Origin of the sequence: Clostridium thermopalmarium DSM 5974 (assembly GCF_002995795.1) — a bacterium.
Classification (GTDB): Bacteria; Bacillota; Clostridia; order Clostridiales; family Clostridiaceae; genus Clostridium_H; species Clostridium_H thermopalmarium.
The window spans coordinates 35683-60298 of sequence record NZ_PVXN01000037.1; the positions used below are offsets into that span (position 1 = coordinate 35683).

A 24616-nucleotide genomic window follows, 5' to 3' on the forward strand; every position below is an offset into this window, starting at 1 on the left:
TATAAGTTCCATAATAAAGGAAATAATTAAGCCCTCTTAATTATTTCCTTAATCCTCCACTCTCCTTTTCTCCCCTTCCTTTTTAAAAATAGTATTATCCTAATGTATTATCTAAAAACATCATAATTACAAATCCCACTAACATTGCATGAGTAGCTTGCTTTGAATGCCCTTCTTGACTTTGTGTTTCTGGAATAATCTCATGAGCAATTACAAAAAGCATTGCACCTGCAGCAAATGCCATAGCAAAAGGCAATATAGGCTTTGAAACTTGAACAAGAGATACACCTAAGAGCCCACCAATTGGTTCTACTAGTCCACTTGCAAGAGCTATTAAAAATGATTTTTTTCTTGAAAATCCATCTCTTACTAAAGGTAAAGCTACTGCTAACCCCTCCGGAAAGTTTTGAAGCCCAATTCCTATAGCAAGGCTCAGTCCATTAGCAATATCTCCATCGCCAAAGCCAACCCCAACGGCTAATCCCTCTGGAAAATTGTGTATAGTTATAGCCAATACAAATAACCAAGTTTTTCTCAATCTTCTACTTATTGTTATAGCAAGACTATCTATTGCTTGCTCTTCATTAATTTCATCCACTGCATTAGTAAGTAAATTGGTATCTGGAAAATATTTGTCTATGGCATCAATAAAGAATCCACCGCATAAGATTCCTATTAAAGTAATCGTTGAACCTTTAACTCCTCCACCTCCTTTTTCAATAGCAGGAACTATAAGACTAAATGAAGTTGCTGCTAACATTACTCCTGCTGCAATCCCTAGCAGCATATCTAAAATTTTTTTTGATACATTTTTTGTAAAAAATATAGGGATAGAGCCAACTCCAGTGGCCAATCCTGCACAAAGGCTTGCCAAAATTCCCAGCCAAATCAGATTAAAATGTGAAAGATATTGAACCATTTTTAACTTTTAACCCCCTCGTTACCTTCACTACTTTTATAATATGATTTAGCGAAGTTATGGGCACTCTTTTTTATTAGGAAGAGTTAGCATTACTAGTTACTTTTTTTGCAGTACACTTGCAATAGTTATTTGTATTTATAGAATTCTATCCGTTACGTACAGCCAACTTGACATAACAGCAGAACATTATTAAACTCAAAATGTAAGGTCAACACTACAGAAGATAGAAGAGATTTTTCTTTTCGAAGAAAGTGAAAGAAAATCAAGATCACAACAAAGTAGAGGTGTAATTTAGATGGCATTAAGGCAAATTAGACATTTTGGTGATGAAATATTAAGGAAAAAGAGCAAAACAGTAGAGGTAGTAGATGATAAAATAAGACAAATACTAAATGATATGGCAGATACTATGTACGCTACGGAAAATGGCGGAGGCTTAGCAGCTCCACAAATAGGTATACTAAAGAGATTAGTTGTGATAGATATGGGCCAAGGGCTTATAAAGTTAGTTAATCCAAAAATAATCAAACAAGAAGGAACCCAAGAAGTTATAGAGGGATGCTTAAGTCTACCTAATGTATGGGGAAAGTTAAAAAGACCTGCAAAAGTAACAGTACAAGCGTTAAACGAGAATGGAGAGGAAATTATATTGACAGCTACTGGCGATTTAGCAAAATGCTTTTGCCATGAAATTGATCATTTAGAAGGTATCCTTTTCACTGATTTAGTTACCGAATATGTTAGATAGTATCATTTAGATCATATTCTACCCAAAAGCAAAACCTAGATGCGGATAGTATATTTAACCACATCTAGGCTTTTTTCTTCCTTATCTAGCACATGGTTACTGGTTATTTATGATTTTATTGCCTTTAGTACTTGTAAAAGATACTCGTATGTTCTCTTAGTTGAAGAAATGCTTAATCTTTCTTCTGGGGTATGCACATCAAGCATAGTTGGTCCAAAGGAAATCATATCTATGTCTCCAAGAATATCTTTTAGCAATCCACATTCAAGTCCTGCATGTATTGCTGTTATCTTAGGCTCTTTTCCGTACATATCTCTATAAACTTTTTTAAATACTTCTCTAATGTATGAGTTTTCTTTATATTCCCAAGCTGGATAATCCGATTCTAATGTCATTGCTGCTCCAACAAGATTACATAAGGTTTCAATTTCTGCTATAATACTTTCCTTTAGACTTTTAACTGAGCTTCTTATAGCACTTTCAAAAGTTACTTCGTCCTCAGTTGTAGCAACCACACCTAAGTTTGTAGAACTTTGTACTAACCCCTTAATGTCCATACTCATAGTTTGAACTCCTTGTGGAATGAGCATTAATAAAGATATAATTTTATCCGTTAATGCTTTTGAAAATACTCTATATGGTTTTTTCTCCACTTCCTCCACTTCTACAATTATTCCTGGATCTGATGCTCTAAGTTCATCTTTAAAAATATTATGCATTCTTTTAACTATATTGTTTAAAATGCTTTCGTTTCCTTCTCTTATGAATATAACAGCTTCAGCTTCTCTTGGAATAGCATTCATCTTAGCTCCACCATTTATATCAGATATATATAATTCCATTTGTGAATTTATACTATTTAGTACTCGTCCCATGAGCTTGTTAGAATTTCCTCTACCCTTATCTATATCCATTCCAGAATGTCCGCCCTTTAAACCTTTTATTATAATTTTATATGGAATAAAGCCTTGTCTTTTCTCTTCTAGCTCTACTGTAAGTCTGACCGTATTTCTAACTCCTCCTGCACAAGAAGTCAAAAGCTCCCCTTCTTCTTCTGAATCAATATTTATCAAAATCTTTCCGGAAAGGTTTTCTGCTTTAACTGCAGAAGCTCCTGCCATTCCAGTCTCCTCTTCAGTTGTTATTAAAACCTCTATAGGAGGATGCTCTATATCATCGCTTGCAAGAATAGCCAAACAATAAGCAATTGCTATTCCATTATCTGCACCTAAGGTAGTTCCTGAAGCTTTTATAAAATCTCCTTCCACTCTTAATTTAATAGGGTCTTTTTCAAAATCATGTTCTACATCCTTGTTTTTCTCACAAACCATATCCATATGACCTTGTAAAATTACTGTAGGAGCATTTTCATAACCTTTAGTAGCACCTTTTTTAATTATTACATTTAAAGCTTCATCCTGTATTACTTCTAAATTATGTTCCTTAGCAAAATTAACCAAATAATCACTTATATTTTTTTCTTTTCCAGAACACCTAGGTATTCTGCTGATTTCCTCGAAATATTTAAAAACTAAACTTGGAGATAAATCTTTAAGTATATAATCCAAAGTTACTCATCCTTTCATAGTTTCATTATGTAATCATGTCTTCTTTAATAATTTTAGCATATACTTAATATTTAATACAGAAACTTCCTCATTTCTCAATAAACTTTATATTTTTTTATTTACATATTGAATACATATAAAAATAATTGTATAATTATACATAGACATTACCCAATTTTTTCTTAATTAATATTTCCTATTAGGAAGCTTCTAAACATTAGATTTAGAGGCTTCTTTTTTCTGTGTAATTAATATATACTTAACCTGTTGATGCATATATTCCATTTTAATTCAAATAAGGAGATATAATGCAATTTATTTATCTATATTTTCAAATATATAGATTTTTATCGAAATTTTACAATATCAACTTAAAGTTTATGTTTGTATATTTAAATTTTAGCTATATAATATATATGTATGTTTTTATTTTAATCACAATTATTTATTGTAGAATTATAGACTTATTAAAATACAGCTTTTAAACTCTATATTTTAAACTTAGATAAAATAACTTAGAATTATATATTCTTATTATATATAAGAATAAATGAAGGTGGTTTGCATGTTAAAAAAAGAGTCTTTATCTGGGAAGTTTCCCAAGAAGCTTTTTATACTATTTGAAATTGTCTTTACCATTTTAACTGCTCCATTTATATTATACTATGTCCCTTTTGAAAATGTTAAGGCTACTGTAGTTGGATCTGCTATGACAACCTCAACTCATCAATGGATTGCTACAATGTTTTTATCTCGTAAGCGAATAGATGAGATACTTAGCAGAAATAAAATAAATACTATTGTTCAATCTGATATAAATGAGTTAAAAAAAGAAATCAACGCTGGAATAACAAGTAATACTAACGAAATTGAAGTGCATGATATCGATGGAGATAAATTTAAAGGTCATTTACTTATAATTAAAAATCCTAAGAGCATAAAAGTCGGATATAGTGAAAAGCTTGGAGAAAAAGGTGAAACCACTAGTGCTATGGCTAAAAGATATAATGCAGTTGCAGCTATAAATGCTGGTGGATTTATGGCTAATAAAAATCTAACCGATTCTCCAGAGAAAATGGGTAATCCTGGCGGAATTCTTATCTCTAATGGGGAAATTATTTATAATAGCCTAAAAAAAGATGAAAAGATATGTATAGCAGGAATAACAAAAGACGGGATTCTTCTTGTTGGCGACTATAGTCTAGAAGAAATGCAAAAGGCAGGAGTAAGTGAAGCAGTATCTTTTGGTCCTGCACTAATTGTTAATGGTAAAAAAACCATTACTTCTGGTGATGGAGGTTGGGGAACTGCTCCTAGAACTGCTATTGGACAACGCAAAGACGGAAGTATTCTATTTTTAGTAATTGACGGAAAATACATAGGAAGACTTGCAGTAACGCTAAAGGAATTACAAGATATATTATATGAATACGAGGCATATAACGCTGTAAATTTAGATGGAGGTTCATCTTCTACTATGTATTATAACGGAGAAGTTATCAGCGATCCCTATAAGTCTTCTGGTGAAAGACCTATTCAGTCTATATTTTATGTTGCACCATAATAATTAAAAAAATGTACACTAGCTCGCATTATATATATGAGCTTTGTTAATATATAAACATGCAAAGCTATAATGATATCAAACTAAATTAAACTAAGCTATTAAGAAGGATGATGTGAATGAATTGGATAGATAAGCTAGAAAGAAAGTTTGGAAGGTTTGCTATAAGAGGACTTATAACTTACATAGTTGCTATAAATGCTGTTGTTTTTGCCTTAATATATATTACTGGCTCCTATAAAATTATAAGTCTTTTAACTTTAAATCCCGACCTAATATTAAGAGGGCAAATTTGGCGACTTGTAACCTATATATTTATTCCTCCTCAAACCAGCGTATTTTGGATAATATTTGCTCTTTATTTCTCCTATATGGTTGGAACGGCTTTGGAGCAGGAATGGGGAAGCTTTAGATTTAACCTTTATTATTTGATGGGAATGTTAGGAACAACCATAGCTGCTTTTATATCAGGAGGTTCTGTATCTGGAGTATATTTAAACTTGTCTTTATTTCTAGCCTTTGCAAGAATTTATCCTGACTTTGAGCTACTGCTATTTTTTATACTTCCCGTTAAAGTAAAGTACTTAGCTTGGTTTGAATGGATTTATGTAGGATTTACTGTAATCTCTCAGCCTATACCATATAAACTTGCAGCCCTAGCCTCAATAATTAACTACTTCATCTTCTTTGGAAGAGATATAGTTAGAAGAACTAAAATCAATAGACAATCTTATTATAATAGAAAGAGATTTAAATCTAAGATTCCAACCAAAACCTATATTCACAAGTGTACCATTTGTGGAATAACTGAAAAAGATAATCCAGATATGGAATTTAGATATTGTTCTAAATGTGAAGGGGATTATGAATACTGTATGGATCACCTACATAATCATGAACATAAAACTAAGGTTATAGACTTTGAATCTATTCGCAATAAAAAAGATTAATTTAATAAAAAAAAGTGAAGGCTCTAAAACTCCTTCACTTTCTTCGTATATATTTTTCTTTATCTAAACTTATTTACCATTTCTCCTAATCCTGAAGAAGTGTCTCCTTCTCCTGTCGCTGCAAACTTCCATTCTCCATTATGCCTATAAATTTCTCCTACATATAAAGCTGTCTTATTTGAGTAATCTTCTGTTAAATTAAATTTAACCATTTCCTGATTGTTTGCAAGGTTTACAATTCTTATAAATGCATTTTTAATCATTCCGAAGTGCTGCTTGCGTTTTACACAGTCATAAATGTTTACAACGAAGATTAATTTTGAAATGTCTTGAGGAACCTTAGAAAGCTCAATTATGATTTGCTCGTCATCACCATCACCGTCTCCAGTAAGATTATCTCCCATATGCTGAACACTTCCACTTTTGTGGTACCTGTTTCCAAAATATATTATATCATCTTTTGATTTTATTTTATTATTAGCATCTAACATAAATACGGATGCATCGCAATCTATATTTGGAGTACCACCTCCAAATAATGCTCCTAGAAGTCCTCTGCCGCCTTGAACTGCAGGATCCCATCCTAAACCTACCATTATCATTGACAATCCTGCATTGTCCTTAGTCAAGCTTATTCTTTGACCTTTTTGTAAATTAATAGCCATTTTTAATCCTCCCAATTATATGTATGTAGATTCATTTTAACATACATCTATTCCAAAATTATTGCAAAGAGCAGCAAGTCCTCCTTGGAATCCACTTCCTATTGCATTAAACTTCCACTCTCCATTATGACGATATAACTCACCAACAACTATTGCAGTTTCTATGCTGTAATCTTCGCTTAAATCATATCTTATTAACTCTTCATTAGTCTCTGCATTTATAATTCTTATGAATGCATTTGATACTTGTCCAAAATTTTGTCTTCTCGCATCTGCTTCATAAATTGTTACTGTAAAATCTATTTTTTCTATATTTGAAGGAACTTTTCCTAAGTCTACACTTATTTGTTCGTCATCTCCATCTCCTGCCCCTGTACGATTATCACCAAGATGAGTAACAGCACCTGAAGGGTCTTTTAAGTTATTATAGAATACAAAATCATTATCTGATGTAACCTTTCCATTTCCTCCAAGTAAAAAAGCCGCTGTATCTAAATCGAAATCATGACCACCATCATATTTATTAACATCCCATCCAAGACCAACTATTACCTTGGACAATCCTGGATTTGTCTTTGTCAAATCAACCTTCTGACCTTTTGATAAGCTTATTGCCATAACCAATACCTTCTTCCTTTTAACAATTTATTACATTATAATATTATTATATATACTAGTCTCTTAAAAATCAAACTTTCCGACAAATTATATTACTAACAATTTCTGTTATTTCCTCAGAAGCACTTATACCGCTGCTTTTTGTCATATAAATATGTTTCTGCTCTACTTTCTTGCTTTCTATTAAAGCCTTAAGTTCTCCATGAGATGCACATATAGAATAATCTGAATTTATTAAGATTGGATAGTCTAAGAATGAATCTCCAGAAGATACAATTCTGTTTTTCTTCTCCTTTTCTTTTATATACAGAACAGCATCCCACTTGTTAACACAGTTTGGAACAATATACAACTTTCTGCCCTGAATAGATATGTGCCACCCTTTTTTCTCCACCCAAGCTTTAAACTCTTCTAATTCTTGCATTCTTATGAGGTTTTTATCTTGAAAATGAACACTGTAGAACAAATTGTCTCTAAAAACCATTTTATCAATCCAAGAATTATCTTTAAAACTTTCTAAAAATCTCTTTTCTACAATTTTATATGAAATTATCTTATCTACTCTATCCTTTATAATTTTCTTCCACTGCCTGTCCACTTCTCCATTTACTAATATATTTCCTCCATTGCTTACTACAGCGTAATCTGGCTTTATTTGTTCCGACATTAGGAAAATTCTGTTGTATTGCTCTATAGTTCTTGTTGTAACAGGTATAAACAAAATTCTTTTTTTAATTTTCAAAAGCTTTTCTAGAGTATCCTTTTTCATAAAACTCAAATCCTTACCTAAATACCTCTCTGCCAGCACAATATCCTTATCAGAATCTCCTATAAGCTTTTTTGTATAAATCAAAGTCCTATCTAAATCCGACGCAAAAATCATATTAGATCTCCTTTGTTTTTGGCTTAATAATTCCGCAGCAGGAATATTTCATATCTTTATAAACTTCTACTGGAACTTTTCTGTCTTGTGCCAAGATTAAAATATGCTTTAAATTAGGGTTATTTATATCATCTACAAGTATCCTCCATGGAACACGTCTTAAAAGCACTCTAGTTGTTTCTCCTACTCCCGGCTTAATTAGGTTTATATCATCTATTCCATACTTCTCTTTTATTTCATTTACATCCCTAATACCTGTATTATATACATCTAAATCTAACTTTTCTATTTCTTCATCGTCTACATTAATATGTTCAAAGCACTGGGTTATAGTATCAATGAACATATTTGATAAGTCCCTATCTTCCCATTCTCTATAGAACTTAGCTCCATGAAAATCGTCCTTTCCTATTATGTCATCTCTTAAAACTGTTCTGCTTACTAAGCCTGATACTGTAGAATTTAAACAAGCTGATGGTATAAGAAAATCCTCCCTTGTGCCATATAGAGGTACGCAGTAGGCAGGGTCTGCTAACACAGCTAGCTTGTCACTAATTCTAATCTTATATTTATCATAAAAGTCCTTCATAGCCTTGTTTAAGACTGTGTTTATAGCTCCTTTTCCAGTCCACCCATCTACAAATTGAATATCTTCTGGATTATGATGATTTAAGATGTATTTTATAGCATTCTCGTCTATTCCCTTTCCTCTTATAATGGATATGCTGTAATGAGGAAATACCTTATTATATTTCTTTTCTAAGTATCGTTTAATTAATATTCCAATAGGGGTTCCTGCCCTTGCAAGGGATACAATAACTGCTCTATCTCCCTTTTTCCTGTATATAAGCTCTGATACTACAGCTGCGGCCTTTGCCACTTTTCCCTTACTATCCTCTAGAGTTTTAAAAAATACATCCATATATTCTTCTGTTGGAACATACTCTATTGGAAGCATTTCTGAATAATGGCCTCCATTTTGAATAATTCTCTCTCTTTCTTCATTGCTCTGTTCTTTTATCATACCGGATATATCTTTTAAAAGGAATATAACATCTTCTCCGGAATAACTCCCTATATGGCTTGGTTCTTTTATATTATCAAATCTCACATAACCACTCCTTATCATAAGTTTTACGTAACTAACTTTGTACAGGTCTATCTCTTTTTAACATTTTTAATTAGTCAACTTGATGTTTATAGTTTAAAAATAAACAAAGTTTATTTTATATATCCCTACACTTACAAATAAATTTATCATTTCATCTTTACTTTCCTCGTCTAGCTTTCTTTCCGTTATAAACAATACTTCTTCATACATATCTTTTTTTATGTTATATACATAGTTTACAACTTCTTTATCAAAGGGACTTCTAAACCTTGAGGCGCATTGAATTCCATAGCCTTTTTCATTTTTTGCATAGATAGGACTTCTAGTTGTAGACTGGTATTTTGCATTTGGTATTTTGCTCCCTATTACCATAGGTATATACATAAACTCTTCAGTTCCTAAAACAATTACCTTTTCGCTGAAAGGCTCTATAACCCTCACTATTTTCTCTGCATAAGCTTCAATTTTATTAATTTCACTTCTTGAAATTCCAAATCTTCCACTTGAATTTATATAACTATACTTTTTTAGCTCACCACTGCAGAGACGCTTAGTAAAATTCCCGTATTCATCCCATGTAAATGAATAATTTTTTACTAAAACTTCAGATTTATCCCTTAAAATTTGAGAACCATCCCTTAATTTTAAGATTTCAGAACTGTCTCCTAACTTTAATCCATCTTTGTAGAATTCTTCTTGTATGTTTATAGATTTATTTATATTATTTTGATTTTGATATACTATTTCTATACCCTTAGCTGATGGACTGTGACACTCTGCCTCTCCATCTATTAAAGATACTTCATGTATTTTAATGTTTAACTCTCTTTCTAGTACCTTATATTCTTTTATATGCTCTTCTCTTCTCCAATCTAATATAGAAACTACCATATATTCTTTATTAGGATATTTCCTATTTATGGCCTTTATAAGATTTAAAGCAGTTTTCCCTGTGGTTATTTCATCATCTACTAAAACTATTCTCTCATAATTATTTAAAATATCTTCTTGAAGAGGATAGCAGAAGTGACTAGTGGCGTGAGAATGTTCCTCTTCAAAATCAAAGGCTGAGGCACATTCTACAAGTTCCTCTCTGGTTGTGTGTATATAAAAGATATTATTTCCTTTAAATTGAGCAAAAACAGAGTTCCCAAGGGCTGTTGCGGTCTCTGCAAATCCTATAAATAAAGTAGGCTTGTCTAAAGAAATTAGATTAGCATTTGCATATTCTAGGGCTTCATCTGCAAACTTATCATCCTTTATAGCTTCTACAATTATATTGAAATTTAAGGACTGCCCCTGAATCTTTTCAGCTGCAAGAAAACCCAAAAGTCTTCCTGCCAGTATAGATTGCTTAGGATTAACAGGTATATGTTTTCCCAAAACCTTGCTTACAAATAAAAATGCCCTTTTTACATTTTTTCTAGCTGCCATCAAAAATAAGTTTTTAAGCTTGAAATCAAATGGGTTTTTATTAATTTCTACATCTACAGCAATTTCATCTAAAACTCTAAGTCTTTCTCTCATTATTTCCTCCTTTTAAAGCAAATCCAAATAGCTTCGATTTTCATTAAATACTCCGTATACATGAGCTCTTCTTAAAATTTTCTTAGCCCAATTAAGATGAGGACTAACCTCGTTCATTTTATTATTGTATCTGCTTTTATATGCTCCACCCCTGCTAGATTCTACAATAAATCTTGCATCGTCATATTCTTCTTTTGTAACCACATACAAGGCATTAACTATAGATATATGACTTGGATGTATTATGGTCTTGCCGATTAATCCATTAGCCTTGTCCAATACAACTTCTTTAATTAATCCATCAATGCATTTTTCTAAATAATAATCCCTCTTTCTAAGACCACTCTTTCCTAGGTATTCTACAAATGAGCTTTGCCTTAGATAAGGTTTAAATATACGATTATCTGAGTTAGTGTCAAAATACTCCCATACAGGACCTGATATAGTATATTCTTCCTCCGATCGTCCAAATATGTTTACTATATCTGCAATGCAATCTTTCACTACACCAATATCATATATACTATTGTCTACTTGACGTCTTATGCTGTAAAGGCCTAAAAAGTCTGTGCCTCCAATTCTTATATTTAAAACATTGCTTTTATAAGAATTTAATATTTTCTTAACTTTTATCAATTCCTCTAATCTGCTCTCTTTATATATTATATTTTTAGATTCTAATATAGGCATGGCATATAAATTATAAGACATATCCTTATTTATATCTTTTAAAATTTTTATATATTCTTCTCCATTAGTAGAATCAAACTTTGGAAAATTAAATCCAGTTAAAGGATAAAAATTTTTTCTATTTTCTGATATTCTTTTAAATTGTTCCACATTTCTCACTCTTACAAAAATAAGAGGCATATTCTCCTCTATAGACTTATTTCCTTTTATACACTTGTTTTCTTCTATATAACGGGTGAATTTTGATAAAACATATATTAGGTTTTTTTCTGCTTCTTCAACTCTCTCTTCTGGGACTGAATCCTCTAAACAGAGTACCATAGAAGTTAATCTTTTATATTTATTGTTTAATATAATATCCAAAATTCCTTCTTTAAATGCTGGCATATATAGAGTTGCCCCTAGAGCTAGAGAAAGATACTCTTTTGGAGATGATTTTCTTATATAGCTTGGCTCTTTATAAAAGATGCGGCTACTCTCTTTTACTGATAAGTCACTAAAAAATTTCATATTATCCCCCCATTCTATTCCCCCTTAAAAATATAGATTGTTTTTATTATAGCACTCTATTACACAATTAGTAACCAGCTCTTTTTTAAACTGTTACTTAATAACTAATAATAAATAAAAATAAAAGCAGCAATACTCCTAGCGTAAGTATTACTGCTTTTATTTTATTAGATAAAAAACTTTAATATAAATAACATTCCTATTATATAGGTAGGTATTGTAACTTCTTTAGCTCTTCCTGTTGTCGCTTTTAAGAATATATATGAAACTATACCAAATACTATACCATCTGATATGCTGTTGGTTAATGGCATCATTATTATTGTAAGGAAAGCTGGTATAGCTTCTGTAAAATCTAATAAGTCTATTTCCTTTATTGGTTCCATCATGAATAATCCAACCAATACTAGAGCTGGTGATGTTGCTGCTGATGGCACTATAGCAAACAAAGGTGATAAAAATAACGCAACTATAAACATTCCTGCTGTAGATAGAGCTGTAAGTCCTGTTCTTCCACCTTCAGCCACTCCTGATGCACTTTCAACAAATGTACTTACTGTGCTTGTTCCAAGGCAAGCTCCTACAGTTGTTCCTACAGCATCTGCAAATAAAGCTTTTTTAATATTAGGAACATTTCCATTTTCATCTAACATTTTAGCCTTTGTTGCAACTCCAACTAAAGTTCCAATTGTATCAAACATATCCATAAATAATAAAGTAAATAAAGCTATAAACATATCAATTGTGAATATATGATCAAATTGAAACTTGAAAGCTATTGGGCTTAATGATGGAGGAGCACTAAATATAGCTTTAGGTGCTTCTGTTATACCCATAGGTATTCCTATTATAGTAGTAATTACTATTCCTATAAGCAAAGCTCCTCTAACATTTCTAACAAGTAAGAGCCCTGTAATAAGTATACCTATAATAGCAAGAAGTGCACTACCGCTTGTTACATTTCCAAGAGCAACAATTGTTCCGTTATCCTCTGGATGTATAATTACTCCTGCATTGCTAAGTCCTAAAAAAGCAATAAATAATCCTATTCCCACCGAAATAGCTCTTTTTATATTGGATGGAATAGAATCCACTATAGCTTCACGTACGTTAAAAAGTGTGAGTAAAATAAAAATTATTCCCTCTAATAAAACTGCTGTTAAGGCAAATTCAAAACTATAGCCCATTTGCTTAACTATTGTAAATGCAAAAAAGGCATTTAATCCCATACCTGGTGCAAGAGCAAAAGGAAGTTTTGCATACAACCCCATTATTACCGTCGCAACTATTGCTGACAAAGCTGTAGCCGTGAATACAGCTCCAGAATCCATACCTGCTACTGATAAAATAGACGGATTTACTACAAGTATGTACGCCATTGTCATAAAAGTAGTTATTCCTGCTAAAACTTCCGTTTTGATATTTGTATTATTTTCTTTCAAGCGAAAAAATCTATCCATATAATTACTCTCCTTTTTTCTCCTGTCTTCGACACTTGTAAATAGTAACAGATGTTATACAGGAAGTCAACAACATTTACGAACATTTCTATTAAAATATATAAAATATTTTGCTGCACGTCTTAATTTCCTAACTTTACAGCAAATATTATTATATGAACGTTCGTGTTTTTGCCCTTTCAAAATTATATATCATGCATTAATCATATTATTCTACTTCTATTCCATAATTATTACATAAAGCTTCAAGTCCTCCATTAAAACCGTTTCCTATAGGATTTACCTTCCATTCATTTTTATATCTATACACTTCTGCAACTACAATAGCTGTTTCACTAGTTAGTCCATCACCAAATTTATAATTAATTAGTTCATTTTTAGTTTGTGCATCTATTATTCTAAAACAACCTCCAGAAACTTGTCTAAAACTTTGATACCTCTTATCAGCATCATATATAGTTACCGTAAAGGCAAGTTTTTCAATATTCATAGGTACTTTATCTAAATTTAGCTGAACTACACTATCATATGCTCTTTTTAAAGAAGAATTATGGTCTTCCCCAATAGATACACTCCCATTTTTACTCTTAGGATTCCCATAGAATATAAAATCCTCTTCAGCTGTGTTATTGTTTCCATCTACCATAAATACGGAAGTATCTAAATCAAACTCTTCACTTCCCCTATAATCTACATTCCACTCAATGGCTATTAATATTTTAGAAAGGTTCTGAGTTTTTGAATTTATACTTATCTTCTGTCCTCTCATAATAGAAGTAGAAACGCTTGTATTTACACTATTTTTTAATGATACATCTTTAATCTTTCCTATAACAGTTTTGTCTTGTGTAGGCTGAATATTCTGAGTTTCAATTCTTTGACCACTGTTATTGATTATCCCAGAAGTGTTATTAATCCCTTGTTGTGCTGCTGTGAGATTTCTTTGAATAACACCTACAGGATTCTTCAAATCTATAATTCCACTACTTACTTTTACAGTAGTATCTATAACTAAATTTCCATATCTTCTCTGTTGAGAACTGCGCAAGTTTTTACTCTCATTATTTATGTTTAAATTCATGTTAAAACTGATCCCCCTTTCCTCTTATATTTAACATTACCTATTCTACTAGTCTATAGAAATTCTAACTCCAGAGTTTCTTTCTGCTGGTTGCACTATTACCACTTCTCCTGGGCTGTTAAATTCTAAGAAATAAGACTCTCCTGATGTTTGTCCGAAAAATGTTTTCCAGTTTACATCTGCTCTAAAGCTTGGGTCTGGGCCAGTCCAACATATTACTGCATCTGGATCCACTACACATGGAGTTTCTAATATCAATGGGTTTCCATTAGTAGTTATAGCCACCTGAGCATTAGGTCCTATACCTGTAAGCTTTGATGTAAACATACCCTTTTGAGATATAATTCCACTGCCTATAAATCTAACTCCATATTTACAATCCTCTGTAAAAGCTAATAAGTTTTCGCCCTCTACCACTATACTTTGTCCTTGCTGCAACTTGATTACACTAATATGCTCTGCGTTATGAGCCATATAATACGTACCTTCGCCGCTGACTTTCATTATAGATATATTTTCTCCAGTAAGTTTTCTTGCCGCTAAGTTCATAACTGAGTTTATAATACTTTTATTTTGATTAGGATCTAGCAGTACCTTCTCTGCAGTAAAACTTCCCTGGCTTGCTATCATAGCTCCTACTCTTGCATAAAATTGTCCGCTTCCTTCTGCTGCACATATTAATTCTTGATGAATCCTAAAATTAAACATATATCAATTCTCTCCTTATGTAGTAGTAATTAATGATAGTATAACATATTCAAATTTACTCTCCTACATAAATTACTTAATGTTTAAATAAATTACATCAAAAATTGTTACTATAATACTGCATAAATATAACATTATATTAATTTTATGGCATAAATAATATGCTATAATTTAAGTAACACTATAGCATACTTTAATATTTAAGGGGGATCACTGATGATTAATATATTAACCTTCATATTGATTGGAATTGCAGCGGGAGTTTTGAGTGGATTATTCGGAATAGGTGGAGCAATTGTAATAGTGCCTTCATTGATATTTATAAAAGGCTTCTCTCAACTGCAAGCCCAAGGAACATCAATTACTGCTATGCTTCCACCTGTTGGTATTTTAGCATTTCTTCATTACTATAAAAGAGGAAATGTAGATATAAGAGCTGGTATTATAATATGTATATCTATGCTTATAGGAGCAAAATTCGGTGCTCAAATTGCAAATATCTTACCAGTAGACATATTAAAAAAGGCTTTTGCCATATTTATTATATTTGTTGGAATTAAGATGTTTTTAGGAAAATAAGCACCTCTTTGGTGCTTATCATTTATTAAAAGCCGACATTATAATTTCATCATAATATTTTCCTTCCTTAAATATCTCCTTTTTTAAAATTCCTTCCACTTGGAAGCCACACTTTTCATAACATCTTTTAGCTCTTTCATTAAATGAGAATACACTCAATCTTATCTTATTCATATTCATATCTTCAAAAATAAATTTCATAAGCACTTTCATGGCGTCAGTGCCGTATCCTTTTCCCCAGTAGTTTTTATCTCCAATCATTATTCCAACTGTTGCAACTCTTGATAACCAGTTCACCTTATGAATTCCGCAGCCTCCAATATATTTTCCTGTTTTTATATCCTCTATAGCAAAATTATATTCACCATTCTCATTGCCCTTTTGTGATCTTATCCATTCCTCTTCTTCCCATTGAGTCATTGGAAATGGTATTCCATTAACCAAGAACTTTTTAAGTTCCTTGTCATTAACTAATTCTGTTGCCCTTGCTATATCTTCTTCCCTATAAGCTCTTAAACAAACCTTTTCTCCATAATACATTTTTATTCCCCCCTAAACCCTATATTTTTATAGTAATTTCTCAAACTCTGTTATATAAACTCCATTTTTTATTTCAATATCACATTTCTTCTTATAACCATTTTTTAAATATAAATTTACAGCAGGATAATTTTCTTTCCCAGTACATACAAGAATTTTATTTATATTGCTTTTAAGAGCTTCTATGAATTTAATCAGCTTATCTGCAATACCCATTCTAAAAAAGGTAGGATGTATGGCAACCCTGTGTATATCTAAAACATTGTCGATAATTTTAAACGAAATTATTCCTGCTAAAACATCGTTTATATAGTATCCATAAAAAATTTCATCACATGCCTGTAAGCTATCTATTGTCTCCATTAAAGGCGGTATTTCATAGAAACCTATAAGTTGAGCTTCTATTTTATATGAGGCTCTTTGCAATTCTATTACGCGTTTTGCTGTTTTTATATCCCTTAAATTAAGCTTTTTAATCATTATTTTCTCCTTATCAATAAAGCAGCAGTATATTCCAAAGTAAAAGTTAATAGTTATATTGGTGATTTTCAACTAATATCTAAATAGCCACCATACACCGTCTTTTTCTCCTCTTTCCAATCCAAATCCTAATTCTTCCGCCGCTTTTATTACCTCTTCATCGGTGTAAATATCCGAAAAATCAATCTCTATTTGATTGTTTTTAAAACCTTTTTCTCTTAATTTCTGTTTTATATAAGCTTTAACATTTTCAATTCTATCTTTTTCTTTTACACCATCATCAAGGCGTAATATCCCTCTTATAATTTTTTTAATACTCATAATCATTTTCCCTCTCAAACTTTTTTATTCTTCACATATCAATATCATAGTTTCATCTTTTGATCTTAATTTTCACTAAGACATGCTTATTGCACATTAAAATAAAATTACGAATCGATTTTAGATTTTGCATACCAAGTTATTGCTATGTAATAGCCTATTATAGGGGAAATTCCATATCCCATCAAAGGAACTGGAAAATTCCCAAATAATGTAGAAACTAAAATTATTATAAAGTATAAGCCTACACATATTGAGGGTAATTTTAAGTATTTGGGTTGAAACAATATAAAAGGCATTGGTAATATTCCAAGAGAAATAACTCCTATAACAAGCCATATTAATCCCATATTCCCTAATAGACTCACTATTCCTTCTACGTAATCCACTGCTGGTAGATTATCTAAAAATACCCATGAAAGAATAATCAATATAGAAAGTATCCCCACAACAAATATACGAATACGCTTTTTATCAATATTATTGCATAATACAATCATCATGGGTATGGAAAAACCAGTTAATTGAGAAGCATCTGGCTGAATAGCCAGTAAAATTGATATAGCTATTGTTATAAAGACAGTTAATCTCAAATCTTCTGTTTGTGATACTTTCCATAATTCTATGATTATTCTTGGTAACACAATCATTGAAACATTGAACTTAATTATTCCGATGGAAACCCACCTGTGAATCCCGCTTATACCTGGACTTATAAGGGTTAATAATAAGAGAAGTAATGAAATTAGTATAAAAAACCAATAGTTTTTATTCTTATAATTATAAATTTGTTTGAAACTGCAAAACATGAAATCAACCCTGCAATCACCAAACAAACTATATTTTGTATCCAGATAGAGCTTGAAACTTTATTGTGACACATCGCTATGGCTCCAATAGTTATGGAAGGTATTGTGATCATTAATGGTACGAAATTTATTAATCTTAATTTTTTCATTTTATCTCTTTAAATCGTAATTACATATTCTTAATTGTCTTAATCTTAAAAATGCGCAGCATTTTTCTAATATGTTTCTTCAATAATACTTTTATATTCCTCTTTAAGCCTATTGAGCTTTTCTTCTGATTCCTGCTTTTCTACATAAATTCTATTAAGTATGTTATAAACATTTAATTTTAAATTTTCAGCATTATTAAGTGCATCTTTAATACTAGACTGAACATACCAATCCACGAAAAATCCATCAAAGAAAAAGTCCGCAAAGCTAGCAAAGGACCCTATATTTATATCTAAATTAAATTCTCTATCTATATCCTTTAGTTCCCTTTGAAACTTTCTTATACGATCTTTTACCTCATAAGAATTCTCTTTAGCTTTATCTATATGGTTGTGTTTTATAGCTGTAGATAACATTCCACCTCCAAGCATATCAAAAGTGCCCCAATTAGCTGCACTTTTAAGAGAATCTATAACCTTATTTAAAGCATCCAGTAAATTATCTCCCGCTAAAGTAGCCTCCTTTAGTTCCTTAATATTATTCTGACATCTCCATATTTCTTCCTCCAGCTCTTTTAGCTTTATTCTATTTTCTGGATGAGAAGCTAGAATGATTTCTTCCTTCTTTTTAATCAAGCTATCGTACTCTTCTTCTATTCCTGTAAGATCTTTTAACCTGTATTCTGCTGATTTTATATCAGCTTCTAAGGCTCTTAAATCTGCAGTTGCTTCATCATATTTAACTTTAGCTAATACATACTCCTCTTTTTCCTTCTCTAATTTTTCTTCTTTTCTCCCTAAAAGAGTGTATATAAGCCCTCCTACACTCAAGTTTTCTAGCCTTTTAACGTCTTTATATTCCTTATTTAAAATATTTCTTAATTCCTGTACCTTCTTCTCTTTATATTCAAACTGCTCTTTTAATTCCTTTAATCTTAACCTAAGCCTTTCCTTTTCTTTTATTTTTTCTTTTAATTCTCCTAATTGTTTATTAATATCCTCAAACATATACTATCTCCTTAACAATATGATATAGTAACATTATACCCATAAAATTACTTATATTCCATACATTTATTGGTAGAGCTTTTAAAATTTTATCTCATAAAATAAGCTAAAAGTTCTTATTTTACTGACTTACCTATGTTGATAGTTAATATAACTTTTCTGTATAATACAATTAATAGGTGACTAAGTTTACACTTTATTAAATTTCAGTTTACTTGAGAGGAAGTAGGAATGAAAAATGATCAATGTACGAAAGTTTATACATCCTTCTCTAAAAAATTCCCATAACGTCTTTAGTGATATACTAACACCACTTAATAAAAGAGTAGGTTTTATAAACGGAAGCTCTCCTATTGTGCCAATTTACTTTTATAGATACATTGGTGTAAAGGAAAATGAAAAAGAATACTATGACAAATTAAACAACCTGGATAAGAAGTTATCTAACCTTAATGGTCTTTATTTTAAATTTATATCTAATATCCCATTTGAAGTCAATTCCATATTAAGCGATAAACTTCAATCTATATGGAATGAAAATCAGCTTGAACCTTTTGATAATGTTAAAATAGAAGCATTAATAACTTCGCTTAAAAAAAGCGGTTCTTTAATTGACGCTAATTCTTCTTTGTTAACTTCATCTATAGAAGAATCCCTTAGCTATGTATTGAACTTGTACTTACAAAAGGAACCTTATGTTAACTTAACCAAAATTAAAAACTTTACTCTTAAGCTGATTACTTGGATAAATAATTTTGCCATGGATTTAGTAAATAATTTTAATCTTGATTCAAAGAGCACTCATGATATCATAAATCCAAAGGTTTTATATCTTGGCAGCATAAAGAAACACGAAGTTTATTTTTTAATATTTTTATCTAGACTAGGCTTTGATGTTCTTTATATAAACTCTCCTGATGATGGGGATTTTTCCACTATTGATAAAGAGGGACAGTTCTCCAAAATCTTTATACTTCCTTATAAGAGAAACTTGGACATAGAGGCTTTATCGAAAAATCACACTAGTCATACCTCTTTTAATAGTCCTTCATTAAATTCATCTGTAACATCTGAAAGCTTTAATAAAGATAAATATATAAATTCCATAACCTGTATTTATAAAATTTCTAATGATATATTTACTGATGTTACCTCTTCCTTAAATGAAAGAGGAAATTTTGTTGGCAAACCTATGCCCTTAGTTCCAATATATTTTTACAGGTATATAGGAATTACAGAAAAGGAATCAGAATACTATAATGCTTTATATAGAATAGACAAGACCTTAGAATCTCTTGGTTCATTGTATTTTAAGATTACCAACCCCTTGCCCGTAGAAAATAATATGGAATTAACTAATAAAACTGCCCATATATGGAATGCTATACCTCAGCATATATCTGAAAGTGAAAAATCAGATAAAAAAGTCCTTTCTAATGTAATAGGAATGTTGATAAATGCTGGAGCTTTTCCAGATCTTAAAGAAGAAATAGCTAACTCCTCAATAATAAAAAGTTTTTATAGTATTTTAGAATTATATATATCTAAGGAACTTAATATAAATACTGCTAAAATAAAGAACTTTGCAATAAAGATTATTATGTGGATAAATAAATATGTTCCAGATTTATTTAAAAACTTCGATTATCTAAAAAATTCTTCTAAAGAAATATATAATCCTAAGGTTATGTATTATGGAAATATAAGAAAACATGAAGCTTACTTTTTAATATTCTTATCTCTCATAGGGTGTGATATTTTATATATTAATTCTAAGGAAGATACAGTCTTTAATGATATAGATAATGAGCAAAAGTATTCTAAGCTTTTTGAATTACCTAATAGATGTGAGCTTAAAGATTTCCCTAAGGAAGAACTTATAGTAAGACATGAAACTACGGCTTTTAGAGCTTCTCAGGAAATAGAAAATATAATTTACAATGAGCAAGATGGTCTGTTTAAACCTTGGCAGTTTGAAAACTACAAGACTCGCCCTCTTACTCTAAAAACAACTTTTGATGAGCTAAAAATTCTTTGGAATGAAGAAGCAAGAATGCGCCCAGGATTTAAGGTCGAAAACGGCACGGTATATATTCCAAATTTATTCGCTAAAATCAGCGGTACTCATAGAGATTTAAGTATTTATTGGAATGAAATTAAAGAACTTAAGTCTGCAAATAATCTTCTATTTATACCTAAAATTCCTTATGTCAAGGAGGCCTATTCTAAATATGATTTATATAGTTTAGAATACTGTTTTAAAGATGGAGTTGTAGATAAAGAAAGCCTTTTAAAGCATAGATTATATAAGTTTCATTACTTAAAAACTCCTCTTCAAGATGGTATAATAGATAAAATAAATCAATTAATAACTATGCCTATACTAAAAAACTCTAATTTAATAGAATTTAAGCTAAAAATTCTACTATGCATATTAAATTTAGATAAGATTATATTAGAAATGATACAAAAATTTGATTATCCTTTTAAGATTCCAAAGATTATGATTTATGCTAAGGATGAAGCTATATTTACAGAAGAAGATTCCATTATATTAGCTTTCTTAAACCTTATGGGTTTTGACATAGTAATCTTTACCCCTACAGGCTATAATAATATAGAAACCAGAGTTTATGAAGAATATTACGATATTCATAAATTAGAAGACGTTACCTTTAACCTAGATATACCCAACTTGAATTCAATTCGTAAAAGTAAATCAAATTCATTTTGGTCTAACCTATTTAAATAAGAGGAGGAAATTTTATGCTTGGTAATACAAACATAAACAACGAATTAAGTACTGAAAGTATTAACTTAGAAAAAGAAACTAATGAAATATCCTTGAGAGTAAAAAACTCTCCAGAGGTACTTGCAATTGCAAGGGAACTTGATGTATCAAATGTGGATTCTGTAATGAATTTTGGACAAGAAACCGCAGTTGAAATCTCTAAATTTGCTGATCAAATATTGCATACAATTGAAACAACTAAGGTTGAGGATTCAGGAACCTTATTAACTCAACTTAATAGTATAATGGATAAGTTTGATATAAAAGACTTTGAAGAAAAGAAACAAGGCTTCTTTTCTAAACTTTTTAATAAAGCTAAAGATTCTATTGAAGCTCTTTTCAAAAAGTATCATACTATGGGTGGAGAAATCGATAAAGTATATGTTCAACTTAAAAAGTACGAATCAGAAATTAATGCATCAAATAATGATTTAGAGCAGATGTTTAATAAAAATATAGAATATTACGAAACCCTTGAAAAATATATCTGTGCTGGTAATTTAGTTATTCAAGACTTTAAAAATAGAATACTCCCTGACCTTCAAAACAAAGCAGCTAATTCAACAGAACAAATAGACCAAATAAATCTATCTAATGCTATGCAGGTATTAGAAATGCTTGAACAAAGAGTTTACGATTTGGAACTTGCTAAAAATGTAGCTCTTCAAACAATGCCTCAAATAAAGTTGATACAAAAGGGAAATTACAATTTAATAAGAAAGATAAATTCTGCTTTTATAGTTACTATTCCTATATTTAAGCAGTGCTTAACTCAAGCTATAACTCTAAAAAGACAAGCAGTTCAGGCTAAAGCTATGGCCGCATTAGATGAAAAAACAAATGAATTATTGATTAGAAACGCTCAAAATACAGCTCTTCAATCAAAACTAACAGCACAGCTTGCCTCAGGCAGCTCCATAAATATAGAAACCCTTGAAAAAACATGGGAAACCATAGTTAAAGGGATTGAAGAAACAAGACAAATAGAAAACGAAGCAAAACAAAAACGTATTGACGGACAAAAAAGGCTTGAAGCTATACAAAAGGACTTTGAAAGCAGAGTGAGAAAATAAGCAAAGTTAGAAAATAATAAAAAATAGGCAGTGAATTTATATTTCCACTGCCTATTTTTATTATACTAATTTTATTTTATAGTCTTTTCATAAAATTATCTATTAATTCATCATATTCTGATGAATTTTTGATATAACTTTCCATTGTTCCTTTTTCTAGATTCTCAGCTAAATCTAAATTTATAGGCATTTCTGCAAGAAGAGGAACTCCAAGGTATCCAACATGTTCTTCTGCTGGTTTCTTGCTAAATACTCTCACCTTTTCTCCGCAGTTACCGCACTTTATGTAGGACATATTTTCTACTACACCTAATATTTTTATATCCATTTTTTCTATCATAACTACTACCTTTTTAACTATCATAGAAACCATATCTTGAGGAGTTGAAACCACTACCATTCCTGTTATAGGTAAATTTTGCATTATTGTTAAAGCAACATCTCCAGTTCCTGGAGGCATATCTATAAGAAGATAATCTAATTCTCCCCATACTGTATCTCCATACATTTGGTTTAGAACTCCTGTAAGTAAAGGTCCTCTCCAAATTACTGGCTGGTCTTCATCTTCTATAAGAAGATTTAATGACATTACCTTTATTCCACCCTCAGTTTCTACAGGAATAAACCTTGGCTCATTCTCTTGACCTTCATATTGAATCATTTGAGCTCTTTTATCGCTTATTCCTAAAATCCTTGGCATAGATGGACCTGTTATATCTGAATCCAACACTCCTACTTTATATCCTTTTTTTGAAAGCTGTGCTGCTAATATTCCTGTAACTGTAGATTTACCTACTCCGCCTTTACCACTTATAACCCCTATTATATTCTTTATATTTCCATACTTAGGAATCATTTTTGAACAATCCTTTTCATTACATGTCCCTTTACTTGGACATCCATTGCAGTCGCCCATTTTTTATTCCTCCTATGTGTAAAACTTATTTTTAAATGCAACATTTCTGCCTCATTATCATTATACCACTTATATTATTTAAATTCTAAAAGTTTTCTGGTTTCTTATCTTTAGTAAAATTAAACTTCCAGTAATTCAAATCATATTTATTAACGAAATAATATTTTGTTTCCTTTTTAGTTTCTTTATTAAAAAAGGTTATTATACATTTATAAATATCTGTTTTATATCCTTGGGTTTCTATATCCATTGTAATATCATACTTATTTCTATCTCCATCAGTTATCATCTTTTCATTATCCCCAAGTTTTTCCTTAAACTCCTCTATATCCATAGTCAAAATAAACTTAGCAACTTCTTCATCACTAATGTCTATGCCTATTTTTTTATCTTTTCCTATTGTTTTTCTATAATCTTCTATAGCTTTAAGCATGGAAGTATAATAAACCTCATTAAACTTATTAGGTTTTCTTATGTTCCAGAAGTTCTGCATTATATCATTATCTAGTCTTTTGGATACAACATATATTTTATCATCGCTATATAGGTTTCCTAAATCTTTCTTATCTAATCCAGCAACATAATTAAATCTATGTACATTATTCATCCCTTCATGGAATTCCAGTATATAATCAGGTTCCAAGGTGATTTTATTTTCCACCTCTTTTGCCTTTGATAATATGTCATATAGTTCTTTTATTGCATCCTTATCTGTGATTATAAATGTATATCCTTTATCTCTTTTATTTTGTATTGTTATTTTACTTATTCTACCTTCGTTTATATATTCAAAATCCTTATTTTTAATTCCTAGTTTTACCTTTAAATCATCTATTCTTGCACATCCTGCAAAAAAAATACATAAAATTATTACAAGCATTATAGCAGTAACTTTTATCTTCTTATTCACCTATTTTCCCCCTAGTAAATTTCCCATTTTATATT

The 24616-nt window shown here is 30.6% G+C and carries 24 protein-coding genes and 1 pseudogene; 7 read left to right on the forward strand and 18 right to left on the reverse strand.

Features of this window, described 5'->3' with window-relative positions; translation table 11 throughout:
* Positions 1-94: 94 nt before the first annotated feature.
* Complete coding sequence (locus tag CPAL_RS07685) at positions 95-919, reverse strand: ZIP family metal transporter (protein ID WP_061857735.1); 825 nt, start codon at positions 917-919, stop codon at positions 95-97.
* A gap of 226 nt (positions 920-1145) precedes the next feature.
* Here CPAL_RS07685 and CPAL_RS14230 point away from each other — a divergent pair.
* Positions 1146-1217: pseudogene (locus tag CPAL_RS14230) on the forward strand (helix-turn-helix transcriptional regulator); the annotation flags it as partial.
* On the forward strand, positions 1218-1670 hold the full coding sequence (gene def, locus CPAL_RS07695; RefSeq protein ID WP_061857736.1) for a peptide deformylase: 453 nt from the start codon (positions 1218-1220) through the stop codon (positions 1668-1670).
* A gap of 107 nt (positions 1671-1777) precedes the next feature.
* Here def and CPAL_RS07700 read toward each other — a convergent pair whose 3' ends face one another.
* Positions 1778-3238 carry an aminoacyl-histidine dipeptidase gene (locus tag CPAL_RS07700; protein WP_106024364.1) on the reverse strand — a complete coding sequence of 487 codons (1461 nt, stop codon included), beginning with the start codon at positions 3236-3238 and terminating at the stop codon, positions 1778-1780.
* A 565-nt stretch (positions 3239-3803) separates the two neighbouring features.
* Between CPAL_RS07700 and CPAL_RS07705 the strand changes: the two genes are divergently transcribed.
* On the forward strand, positions 3804-4802 hold the full coding sequence (locus CPAL_RS07705) for a phosphodiester glycosidase family protein (protein WP_106024365.1): 999 nt from the start codon (positions 3804-3806) through the stop codon (positions 4800-4802).
* 119 nt (positions 4803-4921) lie between these two features.
* Complete coding sequence (locus CPAL_RS07710; RefSeq protein ID WP_106024366.1) at positions 4922-5752, forward strand: rhomboid family intramembrane serine protease; 831 nt, start codon at positions 4922-4924, stop codon at positions 5750-5752.
* 59 nt (positions 5753-5811) lie between these two features.
* Here CPAL_RS07710 and CPAL_RS07715 read toward each other — a convergent pair whose 3' ends face one another.
* From CPAL_RS07715 to CPAL_RS07755, 9 genes are all read right to left on the reverse strand, one after another.
* Entirely contained in the window at positions 5812-6417 is a 606-nt protein-coding gene (locus CPAL_RS07715; RefSeq protein ID WP_106024367.1) for a TerD family protein, read from the reverse strand.
* Between the two features lie 36 nt (positions 6418-6453).
* On the reverse strand, positions 6454-7035 hold the full coding sequence (locus CPAL_RS07720) for a TerD family protein (RefSeq protein WP_106024368.1): 582 nt from the start codon (positions 7033-7035) through the stop codon (positions 6454-6456).
* A gap of 70 nt (positions 7036-7105) precedes the next feature.
* Positions 7106-7918, reverse strand: a complete 813-nt coding sequence (locus CPAL_RS07725; RefSeq protein WP_106024369.1) for an HAD family hydrolase — start codon at positions 7916-7918, stop codon at positions 7106-7108.
* A gap of 1 nt (position 7919) precedes the next feature.
* The gene (locus CPAL_RS07730; RefSeq protein WP_242862609.1) at positions 7920-9029 is read right to left on the reverse strand and encodes a cysteine protease StiP family protein; all 1110 of its coding nucleotides are present in this window, start codon (positions 9027-9029) and stop codon (positions 7920-7922) included.
* Between the two features lie 93 nt (positions 9030-9122).
* Positions 9123-10556 carry a phosphoribosyltransferase family protein gene (locus tag CPAL_RS07735; protein WP_061857744.1) on the reverse strand — a complete coding sequence of 478 codons (1434 nt, stop codon included), beginning with the start codon at positions 10554-10556 and terminating at the stop codon, positions 9123-9125.
* Between the two features lie 12 nt (positions 10557-10568).
* Positions 10569-11756 carry an HpcH/HpaI aldolase/citrate lyase family protein gene (locus tag CPAL_RS07740; protein ID WP_106024370.1) on the reverse strand — a complete coding sequence of 396 codons (1188 nt, stop codon included), beginning with the start codon at positions 11754-11756 and terminating at the stop codon, positions 10569-10571.
* Positions 11757-11923: 167 nt separating this feature from the next.
* Positions 11924-13216 carry an NCS2 family permease gene (locus CPAL_RS07745; protein WP_106024371.1) on the reverse strand — a complete coding sequence of 431 codons (1293 nt, stop codon included), beginning with the start codon at positions 13214-13216 and terminating at the stop codon, positions 11924-11926.
* 208 nt (positions 13217-13424) lie between these two features.
* Positions 13425-14297 carry a TerD family protein gene (locus tag CPAL_RS07750; protein WP_106024372.1) on the reverse strand — a complete coding sequence of 291 codons (873 nt, stop codon included), beginning with the start codon at positions 14295-14297 and terminating at the stop codon, positions 13425-13427.
* Between the two features lie 48 nt (positions 14298-14345).
* Positions 14346-15005 (reverse strand): AIM24 family protein, encoded by a 660-nt coding sequence (locus CPAL_RS07755; RefSeq protein ID WP_106024373.1) that lies wholly within the window; start codon positions 15003-15005, stop codon positions 14346-14348.
* A gap of 216 nt (positions 15006-15221) precedes the next feature.
* On the opposite strand from CPAL_RS07755, the gene CPAL_RS07760 reads away from it, so the two are divergent.
* Entirely contained in the window at positions 15222-15584 is a 363-nt protein-coding gene (locus tag CPAL_RS07760) for a sulfite exporter TauE/SafE family protein (protein WP_106024374.1), read from the forward strand.
* An 18-nt stretch (positions 15585-15602) separates the two neighbouring features.
* On the opposite strand, the gene CPAL_RS07765 is transcribed toward CPAL_RS07760, so the two are convergent.
* The 5 genes from CPAL_RS07765 to CPAL_RS07785 all read right to left on the reverse strand — a co-directional run bounded on the left by CPAL_RS07765 (position 15603) and on the right by CPAL_RS07785 (position 18891).
* On the reverse strand, positions 15603-16124 hold the full coding sequence (locus tag CPAL_RS07765; protein WP_061857750.1) for a GNAT family N-acetyltransferase: 522 nt from the start codon (positions 16122-16124) through the stop codon (positions 15603-15605).
* 27 nt (positions 16125-16151) lie between these two features.
* Positions 16152-16604 carry a GNAT family N-acetyltransferase gene (locus CPAL_RS07770; protein ID WP_061857751.1) on the reverse strand — a complete coding sequence of 151 codons (453 nt, stop codon included), beginning with the start codon at positions 16602-16604 and terminating at the stop codon, positions 16152-16154.
* A 72-nt stretch (positions 16605-16676) separates the two neighbouring features.
* On the reverse strand, positions 16677-16925 hold the full coding sequence (locus CPAL_RS07775) for a hypothetical protein (RefSeq protein WP_061857752.1): 249 nt from the start codon (positions 16923-16925) through the stop codon (positions 16677-16679).
* 107 nt (positions 16926-17032) lie between these two features.
* On the reverse strand, positions 17033-17734 hold the full coding sequence (locus CPAL_RS07780) for a cell division protein (protein ID WP_242976296.1): 702 nt from the start codon (positions 17732-17734) through the stop codon (positions 17033-17035).
* Between the two features lie 215 nt (positions 17735-17949).
* Positions 17950-18891: a hypothetical protein gene (locus tag CPAL_RS07785; RefSeq protein ID WP_106024375.1), complete on the reverse strand. Its 942-nt coding sequence runs from the start codon at positions 18889-18891 to the stop codon at positions 17950-17952.
* 238 nt (positions 18892-19129) lie between these two features.
* Here CPAL_RS07785 and CPAL_RS07790 point away from each other — a divergent pair, with 238 nt between their 5' ends.
* On the forward strand, positions 19130-21643 hold the full coding sequence (locus CPAL_RS07790) for a YceG family protein (RefSeq protein WP_061857755.1): 2514 nt from the start codon (positions 19130-19132) through the stop codon (positions 21641-21643).
* Between the two features lie 14 nt (positions 21644-21657).
* Positions 21658-22755 carry a toxic anion resistance protein gene (locus CPAL_RS07795; RefSeq protein ID WP_061857756.1) on the forward strand — a complete coding sequence of 366 codons (1098 nt, stop codon included), beginning with the start codon at positions 21658-21660 and terminating at the stop codon, positions 22753-22755.
* A gap of 76 nt (positions 22756-22831) precedes the next feature.
* Here CPAL_RS07795 and CPAL_RS07800 read toward each other — a convergent pair whose 3' ends face one another.
* Complete coding sequence (locus CPAL_RS07800; RefSeq protein ID WP_061857757.1) at positions 22832-23671, reverse strand: Mrp/NBP35 family ATP-binding protein; 840 nt, start codon at positions 23669-23671, stop codon at positions 22832-22834.
* 85 nt (positions 23672-23756) lie between these two features.
* Positions 23757-24551: a YhfM domain-containing protein gene (locus CPAL_RS07805; RefSeq protein ID WP_420535950.1), complete on the reverse strand. Its 795-nt coding sequence runs from the start codon at positions 24549-24551 to the stop codon at positions 23757-23759.
* Positions 24552-24616 lie beyond the last annotated feature (65 nt).

Excerpts from the sequence above, each read along its gene's own strand:
- CPAL_RS07685 (WP_061857735.1), bottom strand. The coding sequence starts at position 919 with ATGGTTCAATATCTTTCACATTTTAATCTGATTTGGCTGGGAATTTTG.
- def (WP_061857736.1), top strand. The coding sequence starts at position 1,218 with ATGGCATTAAGGCAAATTAGACATTTTGGTGATGAAATATTAAGGAAA.
- CPAL_RS07705 (WP_106024365.1), top strand. The coding sequence starts at position 3,804 with ATGTTAAAAAAAGAGTCTTTATCTGGGAAGTTTCCCAAGAAGCTTTTT.
- CPAL_RS07710 (WP_106024366.1), top strand. The coding sequence starts at position 4,922 with ATGAATTGGATAGATAAGCTAGAAAGAAAGTTTGGAAGGTTTGCTATA.
- CPAL_RS07715 (WP_106024367.1), bottom strand. The coding sequence starts at position 6,417 with ATGGCTATTAATTTACAAAAAGGTCAAAGAATAAGCTTGACTAAGGAC.
- CPAL_RS07720 (WP_106024368.1), bottom strand. The coding sequence starts at position 7,035 with ATGGCAATAAGCTTATCAAAAGGTCAGAAGGTTGATTTGACAAAGACA.
- CPAL_RS07725 (WP_106024369.1), bottom strand. The coding sequence starts at position 7,918 with ATGATTTTTGCGTCGGATTTAGATAGGACTTTGATTTATACAAAAAAG.
- CPAL_RS07735 (WP_061857744.1), bottom strand. The coding sequence starts at position 10,556 with ATGAGAGAAAGACTTAGAGTTTTAGATGAAATTGCTGTAGATGTAGAA.
- CPAL_RS07740 (WP_106024370.1), bottom strand. The coding sequence starts at position 11,756 with ATGAAATTTTTTAGTGACTTATCAGTAAAAGAGAGTAGCCGCATCTTT.
- CPAL_RS07745 (WP_106024371.1), bottom strand. The coding sequence starts at position 13,216 with ATGGATAGATTTTTTCGCTTGAAAGAAAATAATACAAATATCAAAACG.
- CPAL_RS07750 (WP_106024372.1), bottom strand. The coding sequence starts at position 14,297 with ATGAATTTAAACATAAATAATGAGAGTAAAAACTTGCGCAGTTCTCAA.
- CPAL_RS07755 (WP_106024373.1), bottom strand. The coding sequence starts at position 15,005 with ATGTTTAATTTTAGGATTCATCAAGAATTAATATGTGCAGCAGAAGGA.
- CPAL_RS07760 (WP_106024374.1), top strand. The coding sequence starts at position 15,222 with ATGATTAATATATTAACCTTCATATTGATTGGAATTGCAGCGGGAGTT.
- CPAL_RS07765 (WP_061857750.1), bottom strand. The coding sequence starts at position 16,124 with ATGTATTATGGAGAAAAGGTTTGTTTAAGAGCTTATAGGGAAGAAGAT.
- CPAL_RS07770 (WP_061857751.1), bottom strand. The coding sequence starts at position 16,604 with ATGATTAAAAAGCTTAATTTAAGGGATATAAAAACAGCAAAACGCGTA.
- CPAL_RS07775 (WP_061857752.1), bottom strand. The coding sequence starts at position 16,925 with ATGAGTATTAAAAAAATTATAAGAGGGATATTACGCCTTGATGATGGT.
- CPAL_RS07780 (WP_242976296.1), bottom strand. The coding sequence starts at position 17,734 with ATGTTTTGCAGTTTCAAACAAATTTATAATTATAAGAATAAAAACTAT.
- CPAL_RS07785 (WP_106024375.1), bottom strand. The coding sequence starts at position 18,891 with ATGTTTGAGGATATTAATAAACAATTAGGAGAATTAAAAGAAAAAATA.
- CPAL_RS07790 (WP_061857755.1), top strand. The coding sequence starts at position 19,130 with ATGATCAATGTACGAAAGTTTATACATCCTTCTCTAAAAAATTCCCAT.
- CPAL_RS07795 (WP_061857756.1), top strand. The coding sequence starts at position 21,658 with ATGCTTGGTAATACAAACATAAACAACGAATTAAGTACTGAAAGTATT.
- CPAL_RS07800 (WP_061857757.1), bottom strand. The coding sequence starts at position 23,671 with ATGGGCGACTGCAATGGATGTCCAAGTAAAGGGACATGTAATGAAAAG.
- CPAL_RS07805 (WP_420535950.1), bottom strand. The coding sequence starts at position 24,551 with ATGCTTGTAATAATTTTATGTATTTTTTTTGCAGGATGTGCAAGAATA.